The 22,863-nt window shown below is 25.1% G+C and carries 33 protein-coding genes; 21 read left to right on the top strand and 12 right to left on the bottom strand.

Annotation, left to right across the window (positions count from 1 at the left end):
- Positions 1 to 132: 132 nt before the first annotated feature.
- Together KO488_RS08415 and KO488_RS08410 are read right to left on the bottom strand one after the other, a co-directional pair.
- Positions 133 to 1,152: an aldo/keto reductase gene (locus tag KO488_RS08415; RefSeq protein WP_216058360.1), complete on the bottom strand. Its 1,020-nt coding sequence runs from the start codon at positions 1,150 to 1,152 to the stop codon at positions 133 to 135.
- A gap of 83 nt (positions 1,153 to 1,235) precedes the next feature.
- Positions 1,236 to 2,213 (bottom strand): SLAC1 anion channel family protein, encoded by a 978-nt coding sequence (locus KO488_RS08410; protein WP_216058359.1) that lies wholly within the window; start codon positions 2,211 to 2,213, stop codon positions 1,236 to 1,238.
- 52 nt (positions 2,214 to 2,265) lie between these two features.
- Between KO488_RS08410 and KO488_RS08405 the strand changes: the two genes are divergently transcribed.
- On the top strand, positions 2,266 to 2,478 hold the full coding sequence (locus tag KO488_RS08405) for a malate dehydrogenase (RefSeq protein WP_216058358.1): 213 nt from the start codon (positions 2,266 to 2,268) through the stop codon (positions 2,476 to 2,478).
- Between the two features lie 69 nt (positions 2,479 to 2,547).
- On the opposite strand, the gene KO488_RS08400 is transcribed toward KO488_RS08405, so the two are convergent.
- The 10 genes from KO488_RS08400 to KO488_RS08355 form a co-directional block, all read right to left on the bottom strand.
- The gene (locus KO488_RS08400) at positions 2,548 to 3,798 is read right to left on the bottom strand and encodes a cobyrinate a,c-diamide synthase (RefSeq protein ID WP_303572438.1); all 1,251 of its coding nucleotides are present in this window, start codon (positions 3,796 to 3,798) and stop codon (positions 2,548 to 2,550) included.
- Positions 3,799 to 3,814: 16 nt separating this feature from the next.
- Complete coding sequence (locus KO488_RS08395) at positions 3,815 to 4,774, bottom strand: FecCD family ABC transporter permease (RefSeq protein ID WP_216058357.1); 960 nt, start codon at positions 4,772 to 4,774, stop codon at positions 3,815 to 3,817.
- Positions 4,771 to 5,469: an ATP-binding cassette domain-containing protein gene (locus KO488_RS08390; protein ID WP_216058356.1), complete on the bottom strand. Its 699-nt coding sequence runs from the start codon at positions 5,467 to 5,469 to the stop codon at positions 4,771 to 4,773. The genes KO488_RS08395 and KO488_RS08390 overlap by 4 nt, the downstream gene beginning before the upstream one ends.
- Positions 5,453 to 6,280 carry an ABC transporter substrate-binding protein gene (locus tag KO488_RS08385; RefSeq protein WP_216058355.1) on the bottom strand — a complete coding sequence of 276 codons (828 nt, stop codon included), beginning with the start codon at positions 6,278 to 6,280 and terminating at the stop codon, positions 5,453 to 5,455. Before KO488_RS08385 ends, KO488_RS08390 begins: the two co-directional genes overlap by 17 nt.
- 1 nt (position 6,281) lies before the next feature.
- Positions 6,282 to 8,117, bottom strand: a complete 1,836-nt coding sequence (locus KO488_RS08380) for a TonB-dependent receptor plug domain-containing protein (protein ID WP_216058354.1) — start codon at positions 8,115 to 8,117, stop codon at positions 6,282 to 6,284.
- A gap of 20 nt (positions 8,118 to 8,137) precedes the next feature.
- On the bottom strand, positions 8,138 to 8,323 hold the full coding sequence (locus tag KO488_RS08375) for a hypothetical protein (protein WP_216058353.1): 186 nt from the start codon (positions 8,321 to 8,323) through the stop codon (positions 8,138 to 8,140).
- 82 nt (positions 8,324 to 8,405) lie between these two features.
- On the bottom strand, positions 8,406 to 9,116 hold the full coding sequence (locus KO488_RS08370; RefSeq protein ID WP_216058352.1) for a sulfite exporter TauE/SafE family protein: 711 nt from the start codon (positions 9,114 to 9,116) through the stop codon (positions 8,406 to 8,408).
- A complete protein-coding gene (locus KO488_RS08365) occupies positions 9,116 to 9,619 on the bottom strand; it encodes a hypothetical protein (protein WP_216058351.1) in 504 nt (167 codons plus the stop codon). Before KO488_RS08365 ends, KO488_RS08370 begins: the two co-directional genes overlap by 1 nt.
- Positions 9,620 to 9,924: 305 nt before the next feature.
- The gene (locus tag KO488_RS08360) at positions 9,925 to 10,239 is read right to left on the bottom strand and encodes a hypothetical protein (RefSeq protein ID WP_216058350.1); all 315 of its coding nucleotides are present in this window, start codon (positions 10,237 to 10,239) and stop codon (positions 9,925 to 9,927) included.
- Positions 10,240 to 10,375: 136 nt separating this feature from the next.
- On the bottom strand, positions 10,376 to 10,693 hold the full coding sequence (locus tag KO488_RS08355) for a helix-turn-helix domain-containing protein (RefSeq protein WP_216058349.1): 318 nt from the start codon (positions 10,691 to 10,693) through the stop codon (positions 10,376 to 10,378).
- 98 nt (positions 10,694 to 10,791) lie between these two features.
- On the opposite strand from KO488_RS08355, the gene KO488_RS08350 reads away from it, so the two are divergent.
- From KO488_RS08350 to KO488_RS08255, 20 genes are all read left to right on the top strand, one after another.
- On the top strand, positions 10,792 to 11,145 hold the full coding sequence (locus KO488_RS08350; RefSeq protein ID WP_216058348.1) for a hypothetical protein: 354 nt from the start codon (positions 10,792 to 10,794) through the stop codon (positions 11,143 to 11,145).
- Positions 11,146 to 11,305: 160 nt separating this feature from the next.
- Complete coding sequence (locus KO488_RS08345; RefSeq protein ID WP_216058347.1) at positions 11,306 to 11,581, top strand: hypothetical protein; 276 nt, start codon at positions 11,306 to 11,308, stop codon at positions 11,579 to 11,581.
- A 135-nt stretch (positions 11,582 to 11,716) separates the two neighbouring features.
- Entirely contained in the window at positions 11,717 to 12,097 is a 381-nt protein-coding gene (locus tag KO488_RS08340) for a hypothetical protein (protein ID WP_216058346.1), read from the top strand.
- A 109-nt stretch (positions 12,098 to 12,206) separates the two neighbouring features.
- On the top strand, positions 12,207 to 12,494 hold the full coding sequence (locus KO488_RS08335) for a hypothetical protein (protein WP_216058345.1): 288 nt from the start codon (positions 12,207 to 12,209) through the stop codon (positions 12,492 to 12,494).
- 179 nt (positions 12,495 to 12,673) lie between these two features.
- Complete coding sequence (locus KO488_RS08330) at positions 12,674 to 12,844, top strand: hypothetical protein (protein ID WP_216058344.1); 171 nt, start codon at positions 12,674 to 12,676, stop codon at positions 12,842 to 12,844.
- A 4-nt stretch (positions 12,845 to 12,848) separates the two neighbouring features.
- Positions 12,849 to 13,022, top strand: a complete 174-nt coding sequence (locus KO488_RS08325; RefSeq protein WP_216058343.1) for a hypothetical protein — start codon at positions 12,849 to 12,851, stop codon at positions 13,020 to 13,022.
- 2 nt (positions 13,023 to 13,024) lie between these two features.
- Positions 13,025 to 14,647: a hypothetical protein gene (locus tag KO488_RS08320; RefSeq protein ID WP_216058342.1), complete on the top strand. Its 1,623-nt coding sequence runs from the start codon at positions 13,025 to 13,027 to the stop codon at positions 14,645 to 14,647.
- The gene (locus KO488_RS08315; RefSeq protein WP_216058341.1) at positions 14,647 to 15,078 is read left to right on the top strand and encodes a hypothetical protein; all 432 of its coding nucleotides are present in this window, start codon (positions 14,647 to 14,649) and stop codon (positions 15,076 to 15,078) included. The genes KO488_RS08320 and KO488_RS08315 overlap by 1 nt, the downstream gene beginning before the upstream one ends.
- A complete protein-coding gene (locus KO488_RS08310; RefSeq protein ID WP_216058340.1) occupies positions 15,078 to 16,214 on the top strand; it encodes a zonular occludens toxin domain-containing protein in 1,137 nt (378 codons plus the stop codon). The genes KO488_RS08315 and KO488_RS08310 overlap by 1 nt, the downstream gene beginning before the upstream one ends.
- Positions 16,165 to 17,313: a type II secretion system protein GspD gene (locus KO488_RS08305; RefSeq protein WP_216058339.1), complete on the top strand. Its 1,149-nt coding sequence runs from the start codon at positions 16,165 to 16,167 to the stop codon at positions 17,311 to 17,313. Before KO488_RS08310 ends, KO488_RS08305 begins: the two co-directional genes overlap by 50 nt.
- A gap of 25 nt (positions 17,314 to 17,338) precedes the next feature.
- Positions 17,339 to 17,668, top strand: coding sequence for a hypothetical protein (locus tag KO488_RS08300; RefSeq protein WP_216058338.1), 330 nt, complete (start codon positions 17,339 to 17,341; stop codon positions 17,666 to 17,668).
- A 2-nt stretch (positions 17,669 to 17,670) separates the two neighbouring features.
- A complete protein-coding gene (locus KO488_RS08295) occupies positions 17,671 to 17,901 on the top strand; it encodes a hypothetical protein (RefSeq protein ID WP_216058337.1) in 231 nt (76 codons plus the stop codon).
- A gap of 510 nt (positions 17,902 to 18,411) precedes the next feature.
- Positions 18,412 to 19,716 (top strand): replication endonuclease, encoded by a 1,305-nt coding sequence (locus KO488_RS08290; RefSeq protein WP_216058336.1) that lies wholly within the window; start codon positions 18,412 to 18,414, stop codon positions 19,714 to 19,716.
- Positions 19,717 to 19,720: 4 nt separating this feature from the next.
- Positions 19,721 to 20,113 (top strand): hypothetical protein, encoded by a 393-nt coding sequence (locus KO488_RS08285; protein WP_216058335.1) that lies wholly within the window; start codon positions 19,721 to 19,723, stop codon positions 20,111 to 20,113.
- 11 nt (positions 20,114 to 20,124) lie between these two features.
- Complete coding sequence (locus KO488_RS08280; protein WP_216058334.1) at positions 20,125 to 20,370, top strand: hypothetical protein; 246 nt, start codon at positions 20,125 to 20,127, stop codon at positions 20,368 to 20,370.
- Positions 20,367 to 20,618, top strand: coding sequence for a hypothetical protein (locus tag KO488_RS08275; protein ID WP_216058333.1), 252 nt, complete (start codon positions 20,367 to 20,369; stop codon positions 20,616 to 20,618). The genes KO488_RS08280 and KO488_RS08275 overlap by 4 nt, the downstream gene beginning before the upstream one ends.
- Positions 20,615 to 20,782 (top strand): hypothetical protein, encoded by a 168-nt coding sequence (locus KO488_RS08270; protein ID WP_216058332.1) that lies wholly within the window; start codon positions 20,615 to 20,617, stop codon positions 20,780 to 20,782. Before KO488_RS08275 ends, KO488_RS08270 begins: the two co-directional genes overlap by 4 nt.
- A 20-nt stretch (positions 20,783 to 20,802) precedes the next feature.
- Entirely contained in the window at positions 20,803 to 21,054 is a 252-nt protein-coding gene (locus KO488_RS08265) for a hypothetical protein (RefSeq protein ID WP_216058331.1), read from the top strand.
- Positions 20,984 to 22,084: a tyrosine-type recombinase/integrase gene (locus KO488_RS08260; RefSeq protein WP_216058330.1), complete on the top strand. Its 1,101-nt coding sequence runs from the start codon at positions 20,984 to 20,986 to the stop codon at positions 22,082 to 22,084. The genes KO488_RS08265 and KO488_RS08260 overlap by 71 nt, the downstream gene beginning before the upstream one ends.
- A 144-nt stretch (positions 22,085 to 22,228) precedes the next feature.
- Positions 22,229 to 22,858, top strand: coding sequence for an HAD family hydrolase (locus KO488_RS08255; RefSeq protein ID WP_216058329.1), 630 nt, complete (start codon positions 22,229 to 22,231; stop codon positions 22,856 to 22,858).
- The last annotated feature ends 5 nt before the right edge of the window (positions 22,859 to 22,863 follow it).

Here is a 22,863-nt window from a genome sequence, read left to right as displayed (position 1 = left end):
TTTTATAGTAATAATTATAGCAAAAATTTATTAAATTATTTATAAAATAACTTATTATAAACCTAAAAAGACCTATTTAACGTATTCTATAGAATCAACACTAATTATAATAATATTTTTAAGATGACTTCTTTACCCCATAGGGTAAAGAATTTCATTTTGAATTACTTCAATTTTTTTCATTAATTCATCGTCAATCTTAAAATTAAATGCTGCAAGTGAATCATCAAGTTGTGATAAAACTCTAGCACCTATAATTGTAGAAGCTACAAAATCAAAATGCTTAGAATAAGCAACAGCTAAAGTAACTGTTGAGATACCATATTCTTTTGCTAATAGTTCATATTTATTTGTAGCTTCAAGTGTTTTAGCATTAACAAATCTAGAAGCTTGTGCTTGAACTCTTGGATTTGCATGATTTACATATGCCGCAAATCTTGAATCTTCTGGATAGAAATTATTATTATATTTCCCAGATAATACTCCTCCACCTATTGGAGAATAAGGCAATAATGATATGTTTTCATTTCTACAAACAGTTGCAAGCTCATCTAAAAATCTAGGATTTAATAATGAGAAGTTATTTTGAATTGATTGAAATCTTGTCAAATTTTTATTTTTAGAAGTTTCATTTGCTTTTGTAAGTCCATAAGCAGAATCATTTGAAGTTCCTACATATCTTACTTTACCCTCTTTTACTAAATCATCAAAAGCTCTTAATGACTCTTCAATTGGTACAATTGGATCTGGCCAGTGCATTTGATAAAGATCTAAATAATCTGTATCTAATCTTTTCAAACTTCCTTCAATAGCTTTTTTTATATGAAAAGAATCAATTGAAGTTAAGCCATGTCTTGTAGGTGGAACAAACCAACCAGCTGCTGCTCCACTTACTTTTGATGCTAAAATGATTGAATCTCTATCTTTTGTCTTTAACCATTCACCTACAATTTTTTCAGTAGTACCTTCATAACTTTTTTTAGGAGGTACTGGATAAATCTCTGCTGTATCATAAAAATTTATTCCACTATCGTATGCTTTATCTAAAATCTTAAAAGCTTCTTTTTTTGATGTACTAGAACCAAAAGTCATAGTTCCCATACAAATAGAAGAAACTCTAAGTCCACTATTTCCTATATATCTAAAATCCATAATAATCCTTAATAATATTTAATACAGGATTATAACCTTTCTTTAAATATAGATAGGTTAAACATAATTATAATTATCTTAAATTATTCCATGATACAGATTTCTTTTTTTCCCATATGTGCAAGTGTTTCTTTCGCTACTAAAAATACTATTATTGTTGTTATTATCATTAAAAGATAAGATAATAAACCATAAAACCAAACTGATGTTAATTCATACATTAAAATAGTGGCAAGTGCAATTGAAGCCATTGGAAAAGTAAATGCCCACCATGAAATAAAGAACTTTATATTTATATAATTTTTATACATTATAAATACTAATATTGTAAAAAACAATCCTAAACTATATAAAATATGCGCAAAGAAATCAAGCTTTCCGGTTAAACTTATATATGAAAGAAATCCAATTGCAGGTGGTGCAATTAGAATAAATAGTGTTGGCATAAATTTTGGAGCGAACTGTTTATGAAAAATTATTCTATTTAAGATAATTGAGAAAAGTATAATCCAAAAGAAAATACCTATTGAAAAATAGAAATATAAAATACTATCATCAATAAAACCTTTTCCAGCAATTGGAACTATTAAATTACCAACAATTGGAATAAACCAGGCAGGATTTGAGTGTTGCATTTCAAGATTATTATTTATCCAAAACTTAATAGTATAAAAAGTAAAGAATATATGTAAACAAGCACCTAAGATAAAGAATATATGAGATAAATCATCTACTATATGCTTATAAAAAATTGATAATAATAATGTTGAAATTGAAATAGCTGCAAAGAAATTAACTCGAATGGGATGAGTAATCTCTTCTTTTACTTCCTTTTTATACTTTAGTAATTTTGAAAAATAAGTAAATAAAATTATAAAAAATACAATTGTTGAAGCTAAACCTAATAAAGTACCTACGATTGAAGGGAAATATAAAACTTCACTTAGCTTTTTAAATACTATTGATAAACCCGTTAAACCCATGATTATTGCGAACATCATTACAGGAAAAAACTGTAATCTATTTGAAGGTATTGATTTAATACTCTCTTTATTTTCCATTTATTACATCCTCTTTATAATTAATTTATTATAATTAGAAAAAAGGTCAAATATGGCAAAAAAGAAACCAGCTTTAGTAGATTTAAAGAAAATGAACTTATCTTTTGAAGAAAAAGGTCAAACAATAAAACTAATAAACTTTAAGACTCAAACACTTTCACTTGATACTGAAATCTATGAAAATGAAATTTTTATTGCCAAAAGAAGTATGGTATATGCACACTTACCTAAAAAACTAAAGGCTCAGTTAAACAAGTTTTTCTAATTATTCTTATAATTATAACTTATTATTATTAAAGTTAGTTGTAAAATACATAAGTAAAACTTATAATAATTAGAGTTTAAAATAAATTTTTATTTTGTTAAAGTTATTCCTAAACATAGTATGGAAATATGTTCCAAAGGTATTTTCATTTTTAAATGCGGCATAAACTTCACGTTCATTTTTCTTTTTATATAAAGTATACTCACCTTTAATATCATTTAGAACCTTTGTATAATGAAAAGCATGACCTGTAATACCTAAATCATTATCATAGTACCCTAATCTGTTAGGTCGCGATGTTAGTTCAAAATCTAGAGGTAAAAGTCCCAACATTTTTTTATTATCAACTTTTCTGCCAAGTAAAATAAGTCCCGCACATTCACCATAAATAGCTTTTGTTTTAGAATGCTGGATAAGTGAGTCTTTGAAATCATCTGAGTTTTTAAATTTATTATAAGCTTTATCTGTCTCTATATAACCACCACAAATAAATACAATATCACAATCACTTGGTATAACTTCATTTTTTATACTATTTATAATTGTGACTTTTGAGAAACTCTCTTCTAAGAACTTCAAATTATCATGGTAAAGAAAGCTAAAGTTCTCATCATTTACTACAGATATATGTTTATCGTATTTTTCTATTTTCTCAAAGGGATAAGTATCAATATTTTTAGAATCACAAAATGCTAAAAGTTCTAGTTTTTCTAAGTCAATATGAGCTAAAACTTCTTTTGAAATATCTTCTAGTTTTTCTTTATCATTCTCATTTAAATCAAGTCCTAAATGTATGGAATCTAAAGATTCAAGTTTACTTTTTATCCAACCTATTATTACAATATCATCAAAATCTTTTTCTACTTGCTTTTTTATAAGTTCAAAATGCATAGAAGACGATACATGGTTAAAAACTACTGCTTTTACAGTATTTCCTTCTCTATATTCTTTTAATCCTTTTATAATAGCACTAAGAGTTGTATATGAACCACCTGCATCTAAAATTAATACTGTTGGTATATTTAAGAGCTTTGTTACATCATAAGCTGATGAGCCTTTATCCATTCCATCATAAAATCCCATTACACCTTCTAAAATAGAAATATCTTTATTTGAATACTTATGAAACATCCACTTAACTTGAGATTTATCCATAATACAAGTATCTAAATTTATACTAGCAGTATCACATATTTTTTTATGAAAAAGAGGATCTATAAAATCAGGTCCAATTTTAAAAGGACGAACAGATTTTTTATAGTGATAAAGTAAAGCTGTTGTTAAAATAGTTTTACCTTGGTTTGATGCAGTTGCACTAATACATAAAGCTTTGATGTTAGTCCTTTTTATTTCTTTTGATTAATAAATATACAAAGAATGGTGCACCTATAAAAGCGGTTACAACTCCTATTGGTAAAGATGATGCTGTATTTAAATTTCTTGCAATTAAATCAGACATAACTAAAAAAATTCCCCCATAAAAAAACACTGGAAAGATTAATTGGTCTGCACTTTTTTTATAAATTAATTTAACAATATGAGGAATAACAAGTCCTATAAAACCAATTGGTCCTACAAAACTAATACTAACACCTACACAAATGGAAATTACTACAAGAAGTAAGAGGTTTAACTTATGTACATTTAAACCTTTTAAAAATGCAGTATCATTTGAAATAAGTAAAAGTTTGATGTTTGCTCTATTTATATAAATAGTCATATACATAATTGCAGCCATTATAAAAATCACAAAAGAACTAGTAAAACCAACAGTATCTAAGCTTCCTAAAGTAAATCTAACAATAGAATAATTTTGTTCTAAATTACTCATATAAAACACTAACATCAAAGCAGATGAATAAAAATAAGATAAGGCAATACCTATTAAAAGTATTGAATTTGTTGAAACAGCTATCGTATTTTTATTGATATTCTTTGAAATATAATATAAAATTGTAATAGTAAGAAGTGAACCCAAAGCTGAGGATACAGATAAAATCATAGCAGGAAAAAAGACTATTGAAATAGCAGTAAACAAAGTAGTACCACTAGCAATTCCTAAAGTGTAAGGAGTTATAAGTGCATTTTTAAATATGATTTGAAATATCAAACCACTTAAAGATAAAATCCCACCAACAAAAAATGCTAATAAAACTCTTGAAACTCTAAGTTCCCAAAATACTTTATATGTAATAGTAGAAGAATCAAATAATTCATTTAAATCGAGGGAAATCTCACCTAAAAAAGGAGAAATTATCAAAATAATTGCAGAAAATATATATAAACTTAATTTCATAAGTTTACCACCAAGTGTTCGTTTACTTTTGAAATAGAATCATTATAAAACTTTCTAAGGTTTTCATTACAAAAAAACTCTTCATGTTTTCCAAAAAACTCAATTTTTCCATCTCTCATATATAAGACTTTAAATTTTAAAGCATATGCTAAATCAAGATTATGAGTTATTATAATCTTTTGTTTTAGAAAAGTTGAATTAAAAATATCAAATACTTCTTTTAATCTTGTAATATCTAAATTAGCTGTAAGCTCATCAAAAATAGTGATCTTTGCATCATGTAAAATACTTGAACCTAAAAGTAGAAGTTGCTTTTCTCCTGAACTAAAAGCTTTGCAGTATTTTTTTTCCAATTTTCTTAGATTTAATATATCTATTAAATCATCTATCTTTTTATTATCAACTTGATCAATACATGCTAATTCAAAAAATTCTCGTAAAGTAATGTACTCATCAAATATTGATAATTTAGGAGGAATATAATTTATATATTCCGCTCTTTTATTGTCACTTAAAGCTGCTATATTTTGATTAAATAGTTTTACATTATCATTTTCAATTAGATTCGATAAAACTTTTGCAAGAGTAGACTTCCCTGCTCCATTTTCACCTAAAACAATAAGGTTTTCATTCTCTTCTAAAGAGAAAGAAATATCATGCAAAATACTACTATTATAGTTATTTATTTCTAACATTTTCTAATATCTTTTTAAAATCTTTTATAAAATAAACTACTCTTTGACTAGGGATTCCTGCATATAGCTTATCTATAAAATAAATATTCTTTTTTATTGCTGCATTCACAGGTAAAGATATCCAATTATCAAGAATTTTCTTTTTTTCTTTTGTTTTTCCATCTAAAAATGGAGATATCATTATTATAATATCGGGATTCATATTGATAATTTTTTCACTATTTACGACAGGTTGGTTTGTACTTGTAGAGAAATAAGCATTTTTATTTCCTGAAGCTTTTATAATGTCTTCAAAATATAAGTTATTACCTGTGATGTATATTTGATTATTCAAATCTTTTCGTGGACCAATAACTAATAATACTTTTTTATTTGAAACAATATTTTTTAATGAAGTTAAAGAGTCATCTATTTTAGAAATTAATTCCATTGCTCTTTCTTCTTTTTGAAAATATTCACCTAAAGTTTTAATAGTATGTTTAATAGATGTAAGAGTATCTGTCTTAAATACTAAAGTTTTTATATTTAAACTTTTTAAATTTCGTAATACTTTTTCATCATAATTTTGTGCAATTACAACAGTAGGTTTTGATTGGATAATTTTTTCTAAAGATATCGTTGCATAACCACCTACTTTTTTTACACTCTTAGACTCTTCTGGAAAATCACAATATCTAGTATTTGCCACTACGCTATTTCCCATTCCCAGAGCATAAACTATCTCATTTATTGAAGGAGTCAGAGTTACAATTCTGCTCTCCCCCATTAAATTTATACAAAAGATTAGAAGTATAAATATAAATTTTTTCATATTAGAATGTTGCCTTTAGACCTATATATGCACTTCTCTCAGCTGTTGCATAACCATCAACTGTTTGATAATATTTATTAAATAAGTTATCAACTTTTATATATGTAGAGAACGTTTTGTTAATTTTATAGTTTACAACTGCGTTCCAAAGAGTATAATTTCCTGTACTAGCACCTGATTTATTTGCACCATTATATCTAGTTCCAACGTATGAACCATTAACATTTAAATGTAACTTATCAATTCCATAATAATCTACTCCAAAACCAGCCTGTCTTTTTGCTCTTCGTGCTATATCTTCATTCTCGTTATCTTGTGCACTTAAATGCGTATAATTTAGATTTAATAATGCATCTTCACTTAAATTTAGTTTATAAGCAAGCTCGTAACCTTTTAATGTTGAAGTACCTTTTATATTATTATATTTAGATGTACTAAAGTCATAATCAATCATATCTTTTATTTTAGTGTTAAAATATGTTACAGAAAAACCTTGATATTCAACTTCTAAGTCATAATTTTTTGTTTCTTCTGGATTTAAATCTTCATTTCCATAATATGAATATAAATTGTATAAAGTTGGAACATTATAAGCTGTACCATAGTTTGCGCTTACATTTAAATCCTTCCAAATATATTGTTTTATTCCAATCTTCGCAGTTGTTTTATTTTCAAACTTAGTATAAGAATCAAATCGTAAAGATTCAGTTATGATTGTTTTATTATTATTAAATTTATTGCTATTAGTTACAAAAACAGCTTTGTTATTGTATTTCTCATTTAAATCATTTTTATGTTCAAAAGATTTATAATCTGCTCCTAAAACTAAAAAAGAACTATCATTTAAATATGGAATATTTGTCTTCAATCCATATTCTTTTACAACACCATCATACTCTGATGTTGAACCGTATGCAGGATAGTAGTATTCTCTATCAAATTGAGATCTTTTTGCATAAATATCTGTTGTAGCAAAATCATTTTTATTTTCATAAGAGATTGTAGAAAAGTTATCTTTTATACTTGATGTATTATATGCATCAGCACTTGAACTATCAAAATTACTATCAGCATCAATCATTGTATGAGATACATCAATTTTATTTGAATCATCAATATTATAACCAGCTTTTAAATTTACTGTTAAGTTTTCATATCCATCATCTTCTAAACCTAATTTATCGCCTCTTTTCCCATAATCAACAGAATCTTTTTTTGCAACAAAAGAAGAATAACCATCTGTATCTATTTTATGAATAGAACCTTTTACATAATATTTATCTGTTTTATGTGATAAATTCACACCGTATTTTTTAGTATCAAATGAGCCATACTCTACATTAATATCACCATGAGTACCTAGCTTTGCAGTTTTAGTAATTATATTAATCACACCAGCACTTGCATCTGCACCCCAAACACCACTTTGCGCACCTTTTACCACTTCAATTTGTTCTATATCATCTATCATTAGATGTTCAAAAGGAGCACCACTTGTACCTGTAATATCGTTATATCTAATTCCATCTATAAGAACTAAAGTTCTTTTTGAATCATTACCTCTTACATAAATAGATGAGGCATTACCTAAACTACCATTTGTAGTAAAAGAAATACCTGGAATAGTATTTAAAGCTTCAGTAACCGTAGTAAAATGTCTTTCTTCTATTTCTTCTTTTGTAATAACATCTATATTTGATGTAACATCTTTGATTGATTGGGCTGTTTTAGTAGCACTTGTAACTGTGATTTCTTCTAATTTGATAGTTTCTGATGATTGTAGATTTGTTGCTATTAATAAACTTGCAACTAAGCTTGTAGATATTTTTTTATTCATTATTTATGTTCCTAATTTTTTTATATTTTATTTGTTGAATCTAAGTTTATGGGTTTTAATTCTTTTGCTAATAATATTTTTATAATTCTTGGCAAACTACTATGTAAAATTGCATCAATCATGCAGTTAAAAGATTGCATTTTTTTATCGACAGTAGCGGCTAAGAGACCAAAAATAGTAAAATATTTTCTTGATTTACTAATCATGTATTCCTCCTTTAAAAAATTTTAAATGTGATAATTGGTGGGATTATATATAAAAATAGATAAAACTATTGAATCAATAGTTTTAAATATGGCAGTCTAAGATAGTTTTTGTTGGATCTGTTAAATATTCATAACCTAAATAAGCAATATAAATACCAAAGCCAATTACTAAATAAGAAGCTAGTTTGATAAATAAATCTCTTAAGTTTGTTTTCTTAAATAAACCTATAAAAAAACCAAGTGAAAAGAGTGCAGGAATTGTGCTAAGTCCAAAGATAAACATTACAAAAGCTCCCCAAATAGGGTTTCCTGTACTTGCTGCTGTAATTGCAAAAACATATACAAAACCACAAGGCAAAAGTCCATTTAACATTCCAAGTAAGTAAAAACTCATTAAAGAATCCGAACCAATAAGTGATTTAAAAGTGCTTTGATAAAGTGGAGATTTAGAACATGAATGCTCAATTGTAGTAAGAAACCTGATTTTTCCCATTAATGATAATCCAATTAAAACCATCATAGAACCAGTTACTAGAAGTAAAATACCACTAGTTAGATTATCAAAAGTAACAACACCACCAACTAAACCAAATAATGCACCTAAAATTGTATATGTTGTAATTCTTCCAAAAGAGTAAAGTAAATGAGCAGTAGCTTGTAGTTTTTTTGACCAAGAGTTTTTAATCTTAGTACTTGAATATGCAATTACAATACCACCACACATTCCAACACAGTGTCCAAATGAACCTAAAAATGCAATTGTTATAATTGTTATAATACTAATCGTTTCCATTATTTACCAACTAATTCTTTTTTGATATATGGGTTTGTAAGATTTTCGCCTCTAATCATTTTTAAAACTACTTCTTCAAAACTTATAAAGTTTTCTTGTTTTTCTTTATAAGCACCAAAACCATATCCCATAGGTGTATTTTCAGTTCTACTATACCAAGCTTCACGTGCGTTTATATATTTTTTTGTGTCATTTGAAAAAACCCATAACGTAGCTTTTTCTTTAAATTTTATATTGTTGTACCATAAAACTAAACACCCTACATCATCAAAAAACCATGTTTTACCATCAGGAGATACAGCTTGTGCTGAATTATGATCTTCACTAATTGTCATTCCACATTGACTATCTTGAAAGTGGTTATGTCTAATATTAACAGGTTGTAAAGTGTGATTACCTTCATGAATAACTACCATTTGTTTTTTATTAGACATTGATAGAAATATTATTATTATTACTGCAATTATTATTAAGATTGTTAAAAAGGGTAAAAGTTTTTTCATTTGTTAAGCTCCAAGCTTGAAATTATACAAAAAAAAAGCTTCACAAAGATTTGTGAAGCCGCATTCAAATTTATTATAATAGTAATAGGATACTAATCTTGTATATAATCAGGTTAGTAGGAAGATTAATTTTGTAATATCCTAAATTGTTTCGAAGTATAACAATTGTTTGTTAATTAAATGTTAAATACATAAAATACTAAAGAAAGTAACTTGTTAAATTGCTAAATTACATATTTTCTAATATTTATTGATATTTTTGTAACACTTTTTGTTACATTAAAATAAATTTCATTTATATTACTTTAATACCTTACTATTGAACAATTAATATAAGTTCTAGCTTTCTTATCATAACAATTACCAGTTATTCTCATTCCATCTTTTAAATTTAAATTAGTTCTTTTTACTTTTATAACTATTCTTTTATTTTTATCTGTTCTAACTGAAATTCTAGTGTAATCTCTATACTCAGTAGAATTAAATACTTTACCTTGAAAAGATATGCTTTTACTTTTATATTTTTTTGGACTACTACTATTTTTTTTCTTAATATTTGTATATCTATATTCAGCATTTAAACTATTAAATATAAATATTAGAATTAAAATATATTTCATTTTTTTTACCCTTTATTTTTAAATTTATTAATATTATAAAGTTTTATTTTAAAGATATATTAATTATTTTTATATTAGATTTTTTATATATTGTATAATTTACAAGTTATTATGTAATAAATACAATTATTACTTTTTAAGATTTTAACTTTTCAGCTTCCGAAATATGCCAAATATATTTTATTTGAGTGTTATTTAGTTCTTCTAAATTTTTAATTAGTTCTTTTTTATAGTCTATATCTAATGATATTTCTTCTTTTCCATTTAATATGTAATCAAGAGAAATATTCTCATTTTGCGATATATCTGCTATCAAATCATAAGGTATACTATTCCTTTTTTTCCAAGTACTAACTGTATTTTGTTTTAATTCATACTTTTCACAGAATTCCTTATCTTTGAAAAATCCCAATTTATCATATAATCTAGATAAAATATCGTCAATATTTCGCATTTTGTCCTCATTTTTTTCATTTTGTCTTGACAAATATCGCATTTTGTCATATAATACTCTTATCAATTTATCGAATAACATTTATTAGGGGTAACAAAATGCAATTAAATAAACAGTCTAACTCATCATTTTATCAAAATTCTAAAGATAATCAAAATCAATCAAAACAAAATGTATTAAATACAATTCAAAAAAATTATTCAAAAGAAACAAAAATTAACAATTCTCAAAACTGGGTTCAATTAACAATTGAGTTTGTAGAAACTACAGTTAAAAAAGTAAAAAACATAAAATCAGTAATTAATGCAAAATTAGAAAGATTAAAAAAAATACAAAATTATTCTTTCAGATTAGGAATGATGAATAAAATTTCATTAAAAAAGTTTAAAGAATCTAATGAAAGAACATCAAAAAAATTTGATTCATTACATAATTTAAGAATGGCTTCATAATGAAAAATCAATATATAAATAAAACTGTGCAAATTACACCAAATGGAAACTATGTAGTAAAGGACGCTAAATAGTTTAGTATATGTTTAAGTCCACTAATGAGCTTATTAAATAGGTTGATTAGTGAATTTATTTCACTTTAAATATAAGGGGTAACAAAATGAAAAGAATTACAAGAGAACAATTAGAGGATTTAAAAATATTATCTAATTCAATTATTGAAGCAATAGATGAATATTCAGAAAAAGTATTAGAGTACAAAGATGATGCAACTGAATATGCAGATGATAGGTCAGAGAAATGGCAAGACAGTGAAAATGGAGATATTTATCTTAGTTGGATTGATGATTTAGAATCTAAATCTGATGAAATCTTAGAATTAAAAGATGCAGTTGAAAATATTAATTTTGATGATGTAATTAAACCAGGTTATTAAAATAAACCACTTAGAGGCTATTTAAAACAATAGCTTTTATAGTGAATTTATTTCACTACTAGGATTTAGCAACTGTTACCCGCTATTTCCTATGTTTAAGAGGTAACAGAAATAAAAAAAATTAAGGGAAACAAAATGACACCAATTAAAACTATAAAACAACCGCTTCTATCTTCTCATGGAACATATATGTATGGGAAATTAGATGAATTAGACTTCACAACATCATGGAAAAACGACCAAGGGCAAACAATGCCAAACATGCTTAAATTAAAATTTATTGTAACTAAACCAGCTACAAAAATGCTTTTAGGTATTGAAAAAATTTATAATAAAACTGTATTCGAATATTTAAATATTCAATGTGATAGTGAAGAAGAACTTTCTTCAAAATATGATAGTTTTCTACAATATAAAGATAAAGAAATCTTAGTACCAATTGAAAACACAAAAGAAAAAACAACTTATAAAATTAATGAGAATAATTTACAAATAATAGATTCAAAAACAAGTTAATAGGCTAACCCCTATTAGCTAATAATTTGACCTAATAGAGTACATACTCGTTGTGTGTTCTACAATCTCAAATTAGGGTCTAGTTTAGACCAAAACAAAAGGAAATAAGATGAAATTCTTAAATCAAGTAAAAAAATATGGTTCTCAAGCAATTGAAGCTACTAAAAAAGGTGCTGAAAAGCTTAAAGGTACTGCATTAGCAATTGGTGCTGCTATTGGTGCTTCTCTTTCTGCTGTTCCTGCTAAAGCTGCTGTAACTTATGACCAAGCTACAAACAGTTTAACGGGTGCAATTGATATGGAACCTTTCTACTCTGGTGTAGGTATTGCATTTGCTGTAATTGGTTCAGTTCTTGCGGTTGGTTTAGCAATTAGTATTGTTAAAAGAGGTAAGTAATAAAGAGGGGTTTTCCCTCCTTATTATTTTATTTTAAAGTTTTTAAATAAAGGTTTTAAAATGGAATTTACAGAACAATCACTACTTTTAATTTCTTCAATATTTGCAATAGTTGTAATTTTTCAAGTATCAAACATATCAATAAACAAAGCAATTGATATTATTAAAAAGTCTATCTAATGAAAAATTTATTATTAATTATTTCATTTAGTTTATGTTTGTTTGGTGCTGATTCTAATGAAACTGCAATATCTTTAGGTTTAACAGATTTTGATTATTATTTCTTATCTGCTTTATCAGGTCTTTTAAGTGGTTCTTTAATCTCTTTAATAGTATTAACAAGGATTTAATCAAATGAAAAATTTATTATTAATTTTATTAATTGTTACTAATTCTTTTTCTTTAGATTTTCCAATAATTGAAGTTACAGAGAATGAACCTTTTAACTACTTCTTTTCTTTTCCAATTTATACAATGTTTGTAATTTTACCTTTCTTGGCTGTTATGTCTATTTTTAAGAAGATTTAGAAATGAAAAAAATATTATTAATATTAATTTCTATTACTTATTCATTATTTAGTAATGAAACTCTAGGCTATACATATACTAGTTCTATATCTTGTCAAGAAAATGAGCTTTTTGCATATAAATTGTATTTAGTAAAAAAAAATTTTTCAACTCCTTCAAAATGTATTAGTGAAATGCTTGCAGAGTCACGCCCTGTTATGAATAATAGATGTGAAACTCTTAATAAAGAATATTGGCGTGTAAATACCATTAATTACGGTTGTGTTACTAAAACTGATTCAATGAATGAAAATTATGAAGATGAGTTTGGTACTTGTACGACTTCATCAAGTGGGGAAACTACTTGTGATTACCCTTATCCTATTAATCCTCAGGGAAACGGCGAAAGAGTATGTGATGAAATTTATGAAAAGGACGGTGATGTTTATTATTGTACACCAGATAATGAAGCTTCAATCATTCCAAATGCTGACGGCTTAGACACTGATTCTAATGGAAACACTATTCCTAAATGTATAGAAAATCATTATTTAGATTATAGCGATTATACTTGCAACCCTACTAATGATACGGGTAATCCAGAAGAGGAAGATGGGGATTATGAGAACCCTGATGGAACGTGTAAAGAAGGTTCGTATAGGGATATGATAACTAATAAATGTAAATCATTAGGAAATAATGCAACTCCTCCAAGTGCGCAAGATAATGGGGATGGAACTACTACAATTACTTTTCCTGACGGTTCATCACAAACTTATGATACTTCAAATCCTGATAATATTCCTACTTCTCCTATTTCTTCAACTCCTCCAACTAATAGCGGGGGTGGTGTTTCTGGTTCTGACGGTTACGGCGGTAATAATTCCCCTGATAGTGAGTACAACCCTGACACGTCAAATAATGAGGGTGATCCGAACGATATTATTCCTCCGAGTGTTGCTGATTCTTGCAATGATTCAAATTTAACATTACAAGAGAAAATGCTTTGCGAATTAAATCAAGGTATGAAAAATCAAAATAGTGAAAGTAACCCTAGTGATAGTCTTAATAATCTATTAAAAGATTTGACGGCAAATAATGCAAAGGATAATAAAGCAATTAATACAAATGTTAAGGGTTTAAAAGATAATACCGCTATTGCTAATTCAAGATTAAGCTCTATTAATAATAAATTAACAAGTCTTAAGACTATAGGGCAACAAGAGGTTATTAATGGAAATAAAACAAATGAAGAATTAGCAAAAATAACAACTGCTGAAGAGGGTTCAACTCCTGACCTAACAGAATTAAATAATTCTTCTTCTTGGATTGATAATATCGCTAATCAGTATCAAACTTTTTACGATAATTTACAATCTCAAAATGCAACTTTTAAAACTTTTGCAGTTGATGCACAAACACAAATTCAAGAGGGTTTTAATCTTGAATTACAAAATAATAATATTGTTACTTGTCCAACAGTTTATGAAATTGATTTATCAACTTTAGGTCAAGAAAATATTATTTTAGATGTCGATTTCTGCTCTCAAACTTCAAGATTAAGACCTTATTTATACCCTTTTTTAATCATTGTTTTAATGCTTGGTTTAATTTTCTTTACTTTTAAAATGGTAGGTACAATATAATGATACAAGTTATTTTATGGTTTTTTTCTGGTATTGGTTTTTTAGGTGGTTACGTTTTAAGACTTGGAAAAGCATTTTTCGTAAGTGGTGCAATATTGTCTTTACAATTTGTTGTTATTGGAGCTTTAGTTCTTGTAAGAATAGCTTATTTAACTACATTAGTAACTATTGTATTATGGATATATAATCAAATGGTTTCAGTATTTGAGCTTATTAATTCTACATATACAGATACATTTTTATATTTACCAATATCAATAATGGATAGTATAGGTTTAATTGATGCTTTAATATTTGTATTTAGTTCTTTCACTTATATTATAATTTCTTTGTTAGTTCTATTTATTTCAAAATTTATTTTAAATTCTGTTCAATCAATAGCTGACGAATATTTTAAAATATCCGTTTTAATTCAATTAGGTGTTAAATAATGGCTATTAAATACTATGTAGGTGTTCCACGTTCTGGTAAAACTTACAAAGCTATGACTGTTTTATATTACACTTTTGTTGATAATTCACCTTCTTTTTTTGATAGATTACTTATTAAATTAAAATTAAAAAAAGAAAAAGAAATAGAATTTGATAATGCTTACACAAATATCAATCAATTTAATTTTGATATATCAGATAAAATTTTCCCTTTAGATTTTGAAAAATTATATGCTGATTTAACTATTCTATATAATATGTATTTACTTAAAAAAAGTGATTCTGAATTAATAGAAAAATCAAAAGAATTAAAAATATATAGAACTCTTTTTGTGTTTGATGAATGTCATAATTATTTAAAAACAAAAGATGATAAGGTGCTTGTATGGTGGTTTACATATCATGCACATTTACATCATGAATTAATACTTATTACGCAAGATTTAACACTTGTGAATAATGAATATAAAAGAGTAGCTGAATATTTTTATAAGGCTATTCCTTCACGTTTTAGAATGTCTAAATCTACTTTTAAATATATTCAATATTCTACACATTCAATGTATGCAAAAGATAAAATTGGTACTGATACAGTAAAAGCAAATAAGAAAATATTTGATTTATATGTATCTGGTGCTGATTCAAATGGAAATTCAATTATTCATAAATATATATTATTTGCTTTACTTGCTTTGTTTTTATGTGTTTTTTCTGTTTATTCGTTTTTAGATTCAATAGCAATTGAAGATGATAAGCAAGTTAATACAGATAAAAGTGAACCAATTTCTAATACTATAGAAGAAATTGAAACTACTATATCTAATCCTGACACTTCAAATAATAAGCAAATATTTCAAGAAAATCTTAAATTATTTAAATTTGATTGTTTTAAATCTATGTGTTCTTATAGATTTGAAGATAAAAGAATTTTAAGAATTCCTTCAAATATTTTAAAAATTTATTTATTAGATATAGAAGCTGATAATAAGTTTTTAGAAATAAAACATAATAGATTATATATCTATGTATTAGTAAATAGTAATAGGTTCTCTTTTATAACAAATTTAGAAAACAGAGGTAACGAAAATGAAAAAGATAGTAATGAAAATAGCGGTTTTATTGGTTTTAATAACTAATTTATATTCTGAAACTTTAGAATTAGATTTAGTTACATTCGCAGCATATACAAGTGAAACAAATAATATTAATATCCTTATAGCTGAAGAGTTAAGAGATGAAAATATAGTTTTTCATATAAATGATAATAAATCATATTTATTTGAGGGGTTCAGGAGTGCATTGCAATTAAAAGGTTTAGTAATAGAAAAAACTAAAGGTCTTTATGTTGTAAGTAAAAAAATTGTTTATGTTGAAAGTCCAAGATATAGAAGTATTAAACTTAATTTTGTTAAATATTCTGATATTGAAAATTTCTTACTTGTATACGAAAATATAAAGTTTGAATTTATAAAAACATCAAAGATACTTTTAATACGTTCAAATGAAAAAGAATATAAATCAATTAAAGAAATGATTGAATCAATCGACACACTTCCAAAACAATTAAAACTAAGAATTACAATAATAGATACAAACTTAGATAAGTTAAAAGAGTTAGGTTCTGATACTTCTTTTTTAAATCTCTCAAATAATACAAACTTCTTTTTTAACTTAGTTTCTTATCCCTTTACAGTAACAAATACAGTTGATCCTGATTCTTCAAAAGGTTTCTATGGCTTCTTAAAACTATTAGATAAAAAAGAAGTTTCTAGTTTTGTTTCTAATCCAACATTAACACTTTCAGACGAAAAAGAAACAGTGTTTAATGTCGTTGATAATGTTCCTGTAAAAAGTGGTACAACAACAATTGATGATGATGACACAAAAACTACAGAAAGCTATGAATATAAAGATATAGGTACACAAATAACAATTACACCGCATATATATAAAGATAATAACGTATATATAGATTTAGAATTAAATGTATCTAACGTTATATCTGATAGTGATAATTTAATTACAACTTCAAAGAAATATATTAAACAATCTTTTCATATGCCTTTAAAAAAATTACTTGTACTTACGGGACTTAATAAAAAAGAAAATATTGAATCAGTTTCAAAAGTTCCATTACTTGCAGATATACCTTATTTAGGGTGGCTTTTTAAATATGAAAGTAAAGATAATTTAGAAACTAATTTATCTGTAGTTTTTGAATTAGTGAATGAATAAAAATAAAAAATAAAAAGGAATAAAAATGAATGAAAATATTTTTGATGCTTCTGCACTTGCAACAACAGATAAGGATATTAATCCTTTAGCTATTTTAGGTGGTATTGCAATGCTTGACGCATTTAAACAAATCAATACAATAAAAAATAAAAATGATAAATTTTTAAAATCTGCTTATGTTAGAAAAAAGCGATATAAAAATAGATGTGTTGTTTATTCAAATAGGTTAAATACTGTAAGAGATAATTTAAATATTTTCACTTCATCATATGATGTTTTTTTATTCACAAAGCTTAATGATTCTGAAATGTATTTATATATGGCTTTAGATTTTATAGACTGTTATAAGGAATAAAAATGCATAACGAAATGAAACAAAGAATAGAAAAGCTAAACACAAACTTAATGTTAAAAGAAACAAAAATCATAATTTGTATAGATGAAATTAAAACACTTTTTATAAAAGCTGATTTTAATTCTAAAAAATCGTTTTTTAATAGTTTAGATGAATTAAGGCATTTAAAACATGATTATGACTGTATTAAAACGCAATTAGAAACATTAACAATTTATGAATTTAGACATTAATTTAAAGTGATAGCTAAATCAAGCCATTGGCGATTATTTTTTTTTGCTTTTGGTTCTTTTGGCGAAAAAGAATAGAAAAATAAAAGAATAGGAATATAACTAGTTTTTCGTTTATATATTAAAATACTTAAAGAATTAAAAAAGGTACGTTTTAATTTTTTCAGTCTTTCAATATATAAAAACTTTATTTAAAATTAAAATAAGGTACGTTTTTAAATTTAAATACAGTTTAGATTAAACCCTTCCTAAAAGTTAAGATAAGCCTTTGGCGTGTTAGGGATTAGAACAGTTACTGTTGATAGTACGGAGACGTTAGCTCGCAGTTATCAGTCCGTAGGATTCAAGCCCGACCCTTTAGGGTAACACCAAACATAAAAAGAAGAATAGTAGAACTAAATATAAAGATAAGAAAATGAAACTGATAAGCGAGGTACGAGCGCAGAGGTTTCCTTGATTACTTTTAAAAAAGTTACTACACCTAAAAAAATTAAATATAAGAGGTAACAAAACATGTATGGAATTACAAAAGAAGATATTATATTTTTTGATGAAAAATTAAAAAAACAAAAACAATGGATCATAGATAATTTATCAGACTTTGATTTCGGAGAAAATAAAACGGCTTTAGATTTTACTTACTCTGCAAATATAAACCCTGAAAAATATTTCGCTGAAATGAATAATAGAATTAATTCAATTTTTGACTATGCAAAAGAATTAGGATTAAAACCCGTTTTTATTACTCTTACTGCTCCTAGTAAATATCATGCAAAAAATAGATTAGGACAATTAAAAATTAATCCTAATGAAACTGCAAAAGAACTTACGCAAATTTGGAATAAATTTACTAATATACAAGTTTTTCAAAGACTTAGAAAAGATGTAGGTTTTAGTTTACCTTATTTTAGAGTTTATGAACCTCATAAAAGCGGTGTTCCACACATGCACGCAATGTTGTTCTTACCAAAAGAATATATTTTAGAAGTTAAAAATAAATATTATGAATATTTCACAAATAAAGTAAGATGGGGTAATAATAGAAAATCTTTAGATTTTAAATACACTTGGTATAACTCTGCGGGTGGTGCTGTTGCTTATATTATGAAATATGTAACAAAAACATTTAAAAACGAAAATGATAAATCTATACAATACGCTTCTTATTGGTACATGAAACATAACATAAGAAGGTTTTTATGTTCTCGTAGTCTTAGACTACCTATAACTATTTATAGAAAAGTAAGACACTTTTTTAAATCAAGTTCTTCTTATCTTGATGTATCAAGATACTATTCAAAAGATAATCAATCTGCATTAAAAAGAGTATTCAATGATAATACTTTTTCTTACATGAAATATAATGTAGATACGCAAGAAGTTGAAGAGGTTATCTTATGGGAAAAAAACGCTGAATCAGTAATTCACAAAAGAATTAAAAGTAATAGAACTTTTAAACTAGCATATAAAAAAGAAGAATATAAAAAAGCTTTAACTGTTTATGTTAATGAATTTGAAAAATACTCTTTTTCAGATACTCAGAATAAATTTATGCTTTTACCAATCATTCCAAGACAATTAAAAGATTACCAATTAGAAAAATATTATTCACAAATTAAAGATTCAATAGAGTTTCAAGATACAAAACATTTACAAATTGCAGCAAATGAAATGGTAAAACGTGGCTTCCTTGATGTAACTTATCAAGTAACAATCACAAATGATTTATACACAGAAAAAGAAGAATATATAGATTTAGAAACGGGCGAATTTAAAATAATAGATGTAGTTAAAACTGCTGAACAATTAGGATTTTAAAATTATGAAAAATTCAATAATAAAAATAGATGATTATGTAAGATTAAAAGGTTTAGTTTACTCACATGATACAAAATGTTTTATATCAGTAAAATGTATTGTTTGTGTAGTTATCTCATGCAAAGGTCTAATATACACTGCTATGACTACAAATTTAAAGAAAATAGATTTTATTCTTTTAAATGTAGAAAAGATTATATTTAAAGATATTCAACAACAAAAAATCAAAGTTGTTTTGAATGATGAAGAAAATATAAAAAATATTTATAAAAAAATAGAAAATGATAATTTATCATTAAATAAAATTAGAAGTTTAAAAAAAGATATTAAAAAAATACGAAATAAAACTAAAATAATAGATAATTTTAATGAAAATAGTTTATTTAATTTTAATTAAGAAGATAAAAAATGTTAAATACAATAATACAAAAAAATGAAACATTCACAAAGTATTATACTTTAGATGATTATTTACTTTTTAAAATTAAATCATTTAGTACAACTGAAAAAGAAACTTTTCTATTTTTTGATTATACATATAAATATACAAAGATATTTTCTTTCACTTCGTTTAAACAAGCTGAACAAAGTTTAAAAGAAAGATTTGAAGAATATAAAAATAAATTTAATATAAAAAAGGAAATAAAACAATGAATATATTTAAAGACAAAAGATTAAATGATTTAAAGAAAAAACGTAAAACATTAGGTTATTCAAGCTTATCAAAAGAAGATATTATCTTTCTAAATAAGTATGAAAAAAAATCATTATATAGCGAATATAATAAAACTCCTGAATTTCAATCTTTTGATAGAATGCAAAAATTAAATATGTTAGCTATCGCTTTACCAGCTTTAATATTTTTGAACAATAAATTTAATATAAATAAGGATATAAAATGATACTAAAATTTATAATAAAGTTTATAGTAACTCTTTTATTGTTTCCTATTTCTTGGCTATTTTTAGGTTTGTACTCTTATGTTAGATTGCTTTTTACTTTTGATACATTGAATATAAGTTTTACTAAAAATTATGAAGTTTATGAGCATGATTTTAAAGATTAAATAATAAAAAAGGATAGAAATTGACATTATATACGATAGATGAATTATCAAAAATAGTTAAATATAGTAAAAATACACTTTACAAGAAAAAAAAAGAAATGAAAATTGGAAAACATTACTATCAATTAGAAAAAGGTAAAATCTTATTTAGTGATTTAGCAATTACTTTCTTTTTAAATACTCAAAAAGGAAAACATAAAAATGAAAGTTTCAAAAGGAACATTGTTCAAGAGAAAAAACAGCCCGTTTCTTTATCTGAATATCTCGGTTAATGGAAAAAGATATATACAAAAAACAAAATATTATCATAATGAATTAGATAATGTTAAAAAAGATATTCTCCCCTATTTAAGACAAAAAATTATAAATGGGGAAATTCTTTTAAATATAAAAGAAGAAAAAGTTAAAACATTTGAATATTATAGTAATTGTTATTTGAATACTAAAAAATATTTAAAACATTCTACTTTACAAAATTATACTAATACTGTAATTAAATTAAATATTTTATTTGGATCATTAGAAATTAATAAAATTAATACAAGTGAAATAAAAAACTATTTATATTCATTAAATGTTAAAACTTCAGCTTTTAAATTATATTTAGGAGTTTTTAAAGGTATATTTAATGAAGCTCTACAAGATGATGTAATAATTAAAAATCCTTGTAGTAATATATTTGCTCCAAGAAATAAAGTTATTGATATTGAGCCTTTTACATCTTATGAAGTAGATTTAATTTTATCTAATGCAAATGGGTATTTTAAAAATTTTTTAGCTACTGCTTTTTACACTGGTGCTAGAACTGGAGAATTATTTGCTCTTAAGTGGCAAAATATAGATTTTATTAATAAAAGAATATATATAAATGCTACACGTGGCGATTACGCTGAGGGGTCTCCAAAGAATGGTAAAAATAGATATATTCCATTGTTTGATATTTTGATTCCATATTTACAAAATCAAAAGAAAATCACGGGTTTAAAAACTTATGTATTTTTAACTGATAATTATTGTAACTTGTTAAATTCAAATTTGAATAATCATAAATGGTATCCACTTTTAAAAAGGCTTAATATCCCTAAAAAAGTAATATATAATACTCGCCATACCTTCGCCACTAATATGATTAAATCTCAAAAGTTTAGTTTAAATCAAATATCAGCTTGGCTAGGTCATAAAGATTTAAGAATGTTAATTCTTCATTATAATAAGTTTATACCTTCTGAAATGGTTGATTTTGATAGCAAAATTGATATTTTTAGTAACAAGAATTGTAACAGTTTATCTATAACTGCCTAAAATAAGGTTTTATTTAATATTTGTTAAATTTTTGTTAAATCAAGATAAAAATTATCCTATATTCTATTTTATTATAAACTTTAATCTTACTTTATATTTTTAATCATATAATACGCAAATATAAATACTATAGGATAATGATATATGCGTTTAATTATGTTTGATATGGATGGAACTTTAATAGATAGTGGTTTTGCAATTACTAATACAATAAATTATGTAAGAGAAAATCTAGGATTTGAGAAATTAGAAAAAGAATACATCTTAGAAAAAGTTAATGAACCTAATATAAATTCTGCAGAATTTTTTTATGGAACTAAAGAGTTTACACAACAACAAACAAAACTTTTTGAAGAATATTATAATAAACATTGTTTAACAGACTTAGTTTTATATGATGGAATCTATGATTTAATTTCTGATTTAAAAGGTGACTTTAGACTCGCAGTTGCTACGAATGCAAACTCGATTTATGCTAAAAAAATGTTAGACCATGTTGGTATTGGTAAGCATTTTTCCACTATTTTAGGTTACGATAGTGTTAAAAATCCCAAACCGCATCCAGAAATGGTAAATAAAATATTAAATAAATATTCTGTAGAAAATACAAATGCTCAAATGATTGGCGATTCACATAAAGATATTATTGCTGCTACAAAAGCTGGAGTTGATTCAGTTTTAGTTAACTGGGGATTTTCAAATCATGAGAAAGATGCAATTGAAACTGTTAAAGAATTAGAAAATAAAATCTATGAAAAGTTTAAAAACTCTTAATTAAT

The organism is Poseidonibacter lekithochrous, assembly GCF_018861145.1.
Lineage (GTDB): Bacteria > Campylobacterota > Campylobacteria > Campylobacterales > Arcobacteraceae > Poseidonibacter > Poseidonibacter lekithochrous_A.
Note: the sequence above shows the minus strand (reverse complement) of the source record. Positions and strands in the feature narration are given on the sequence as shown.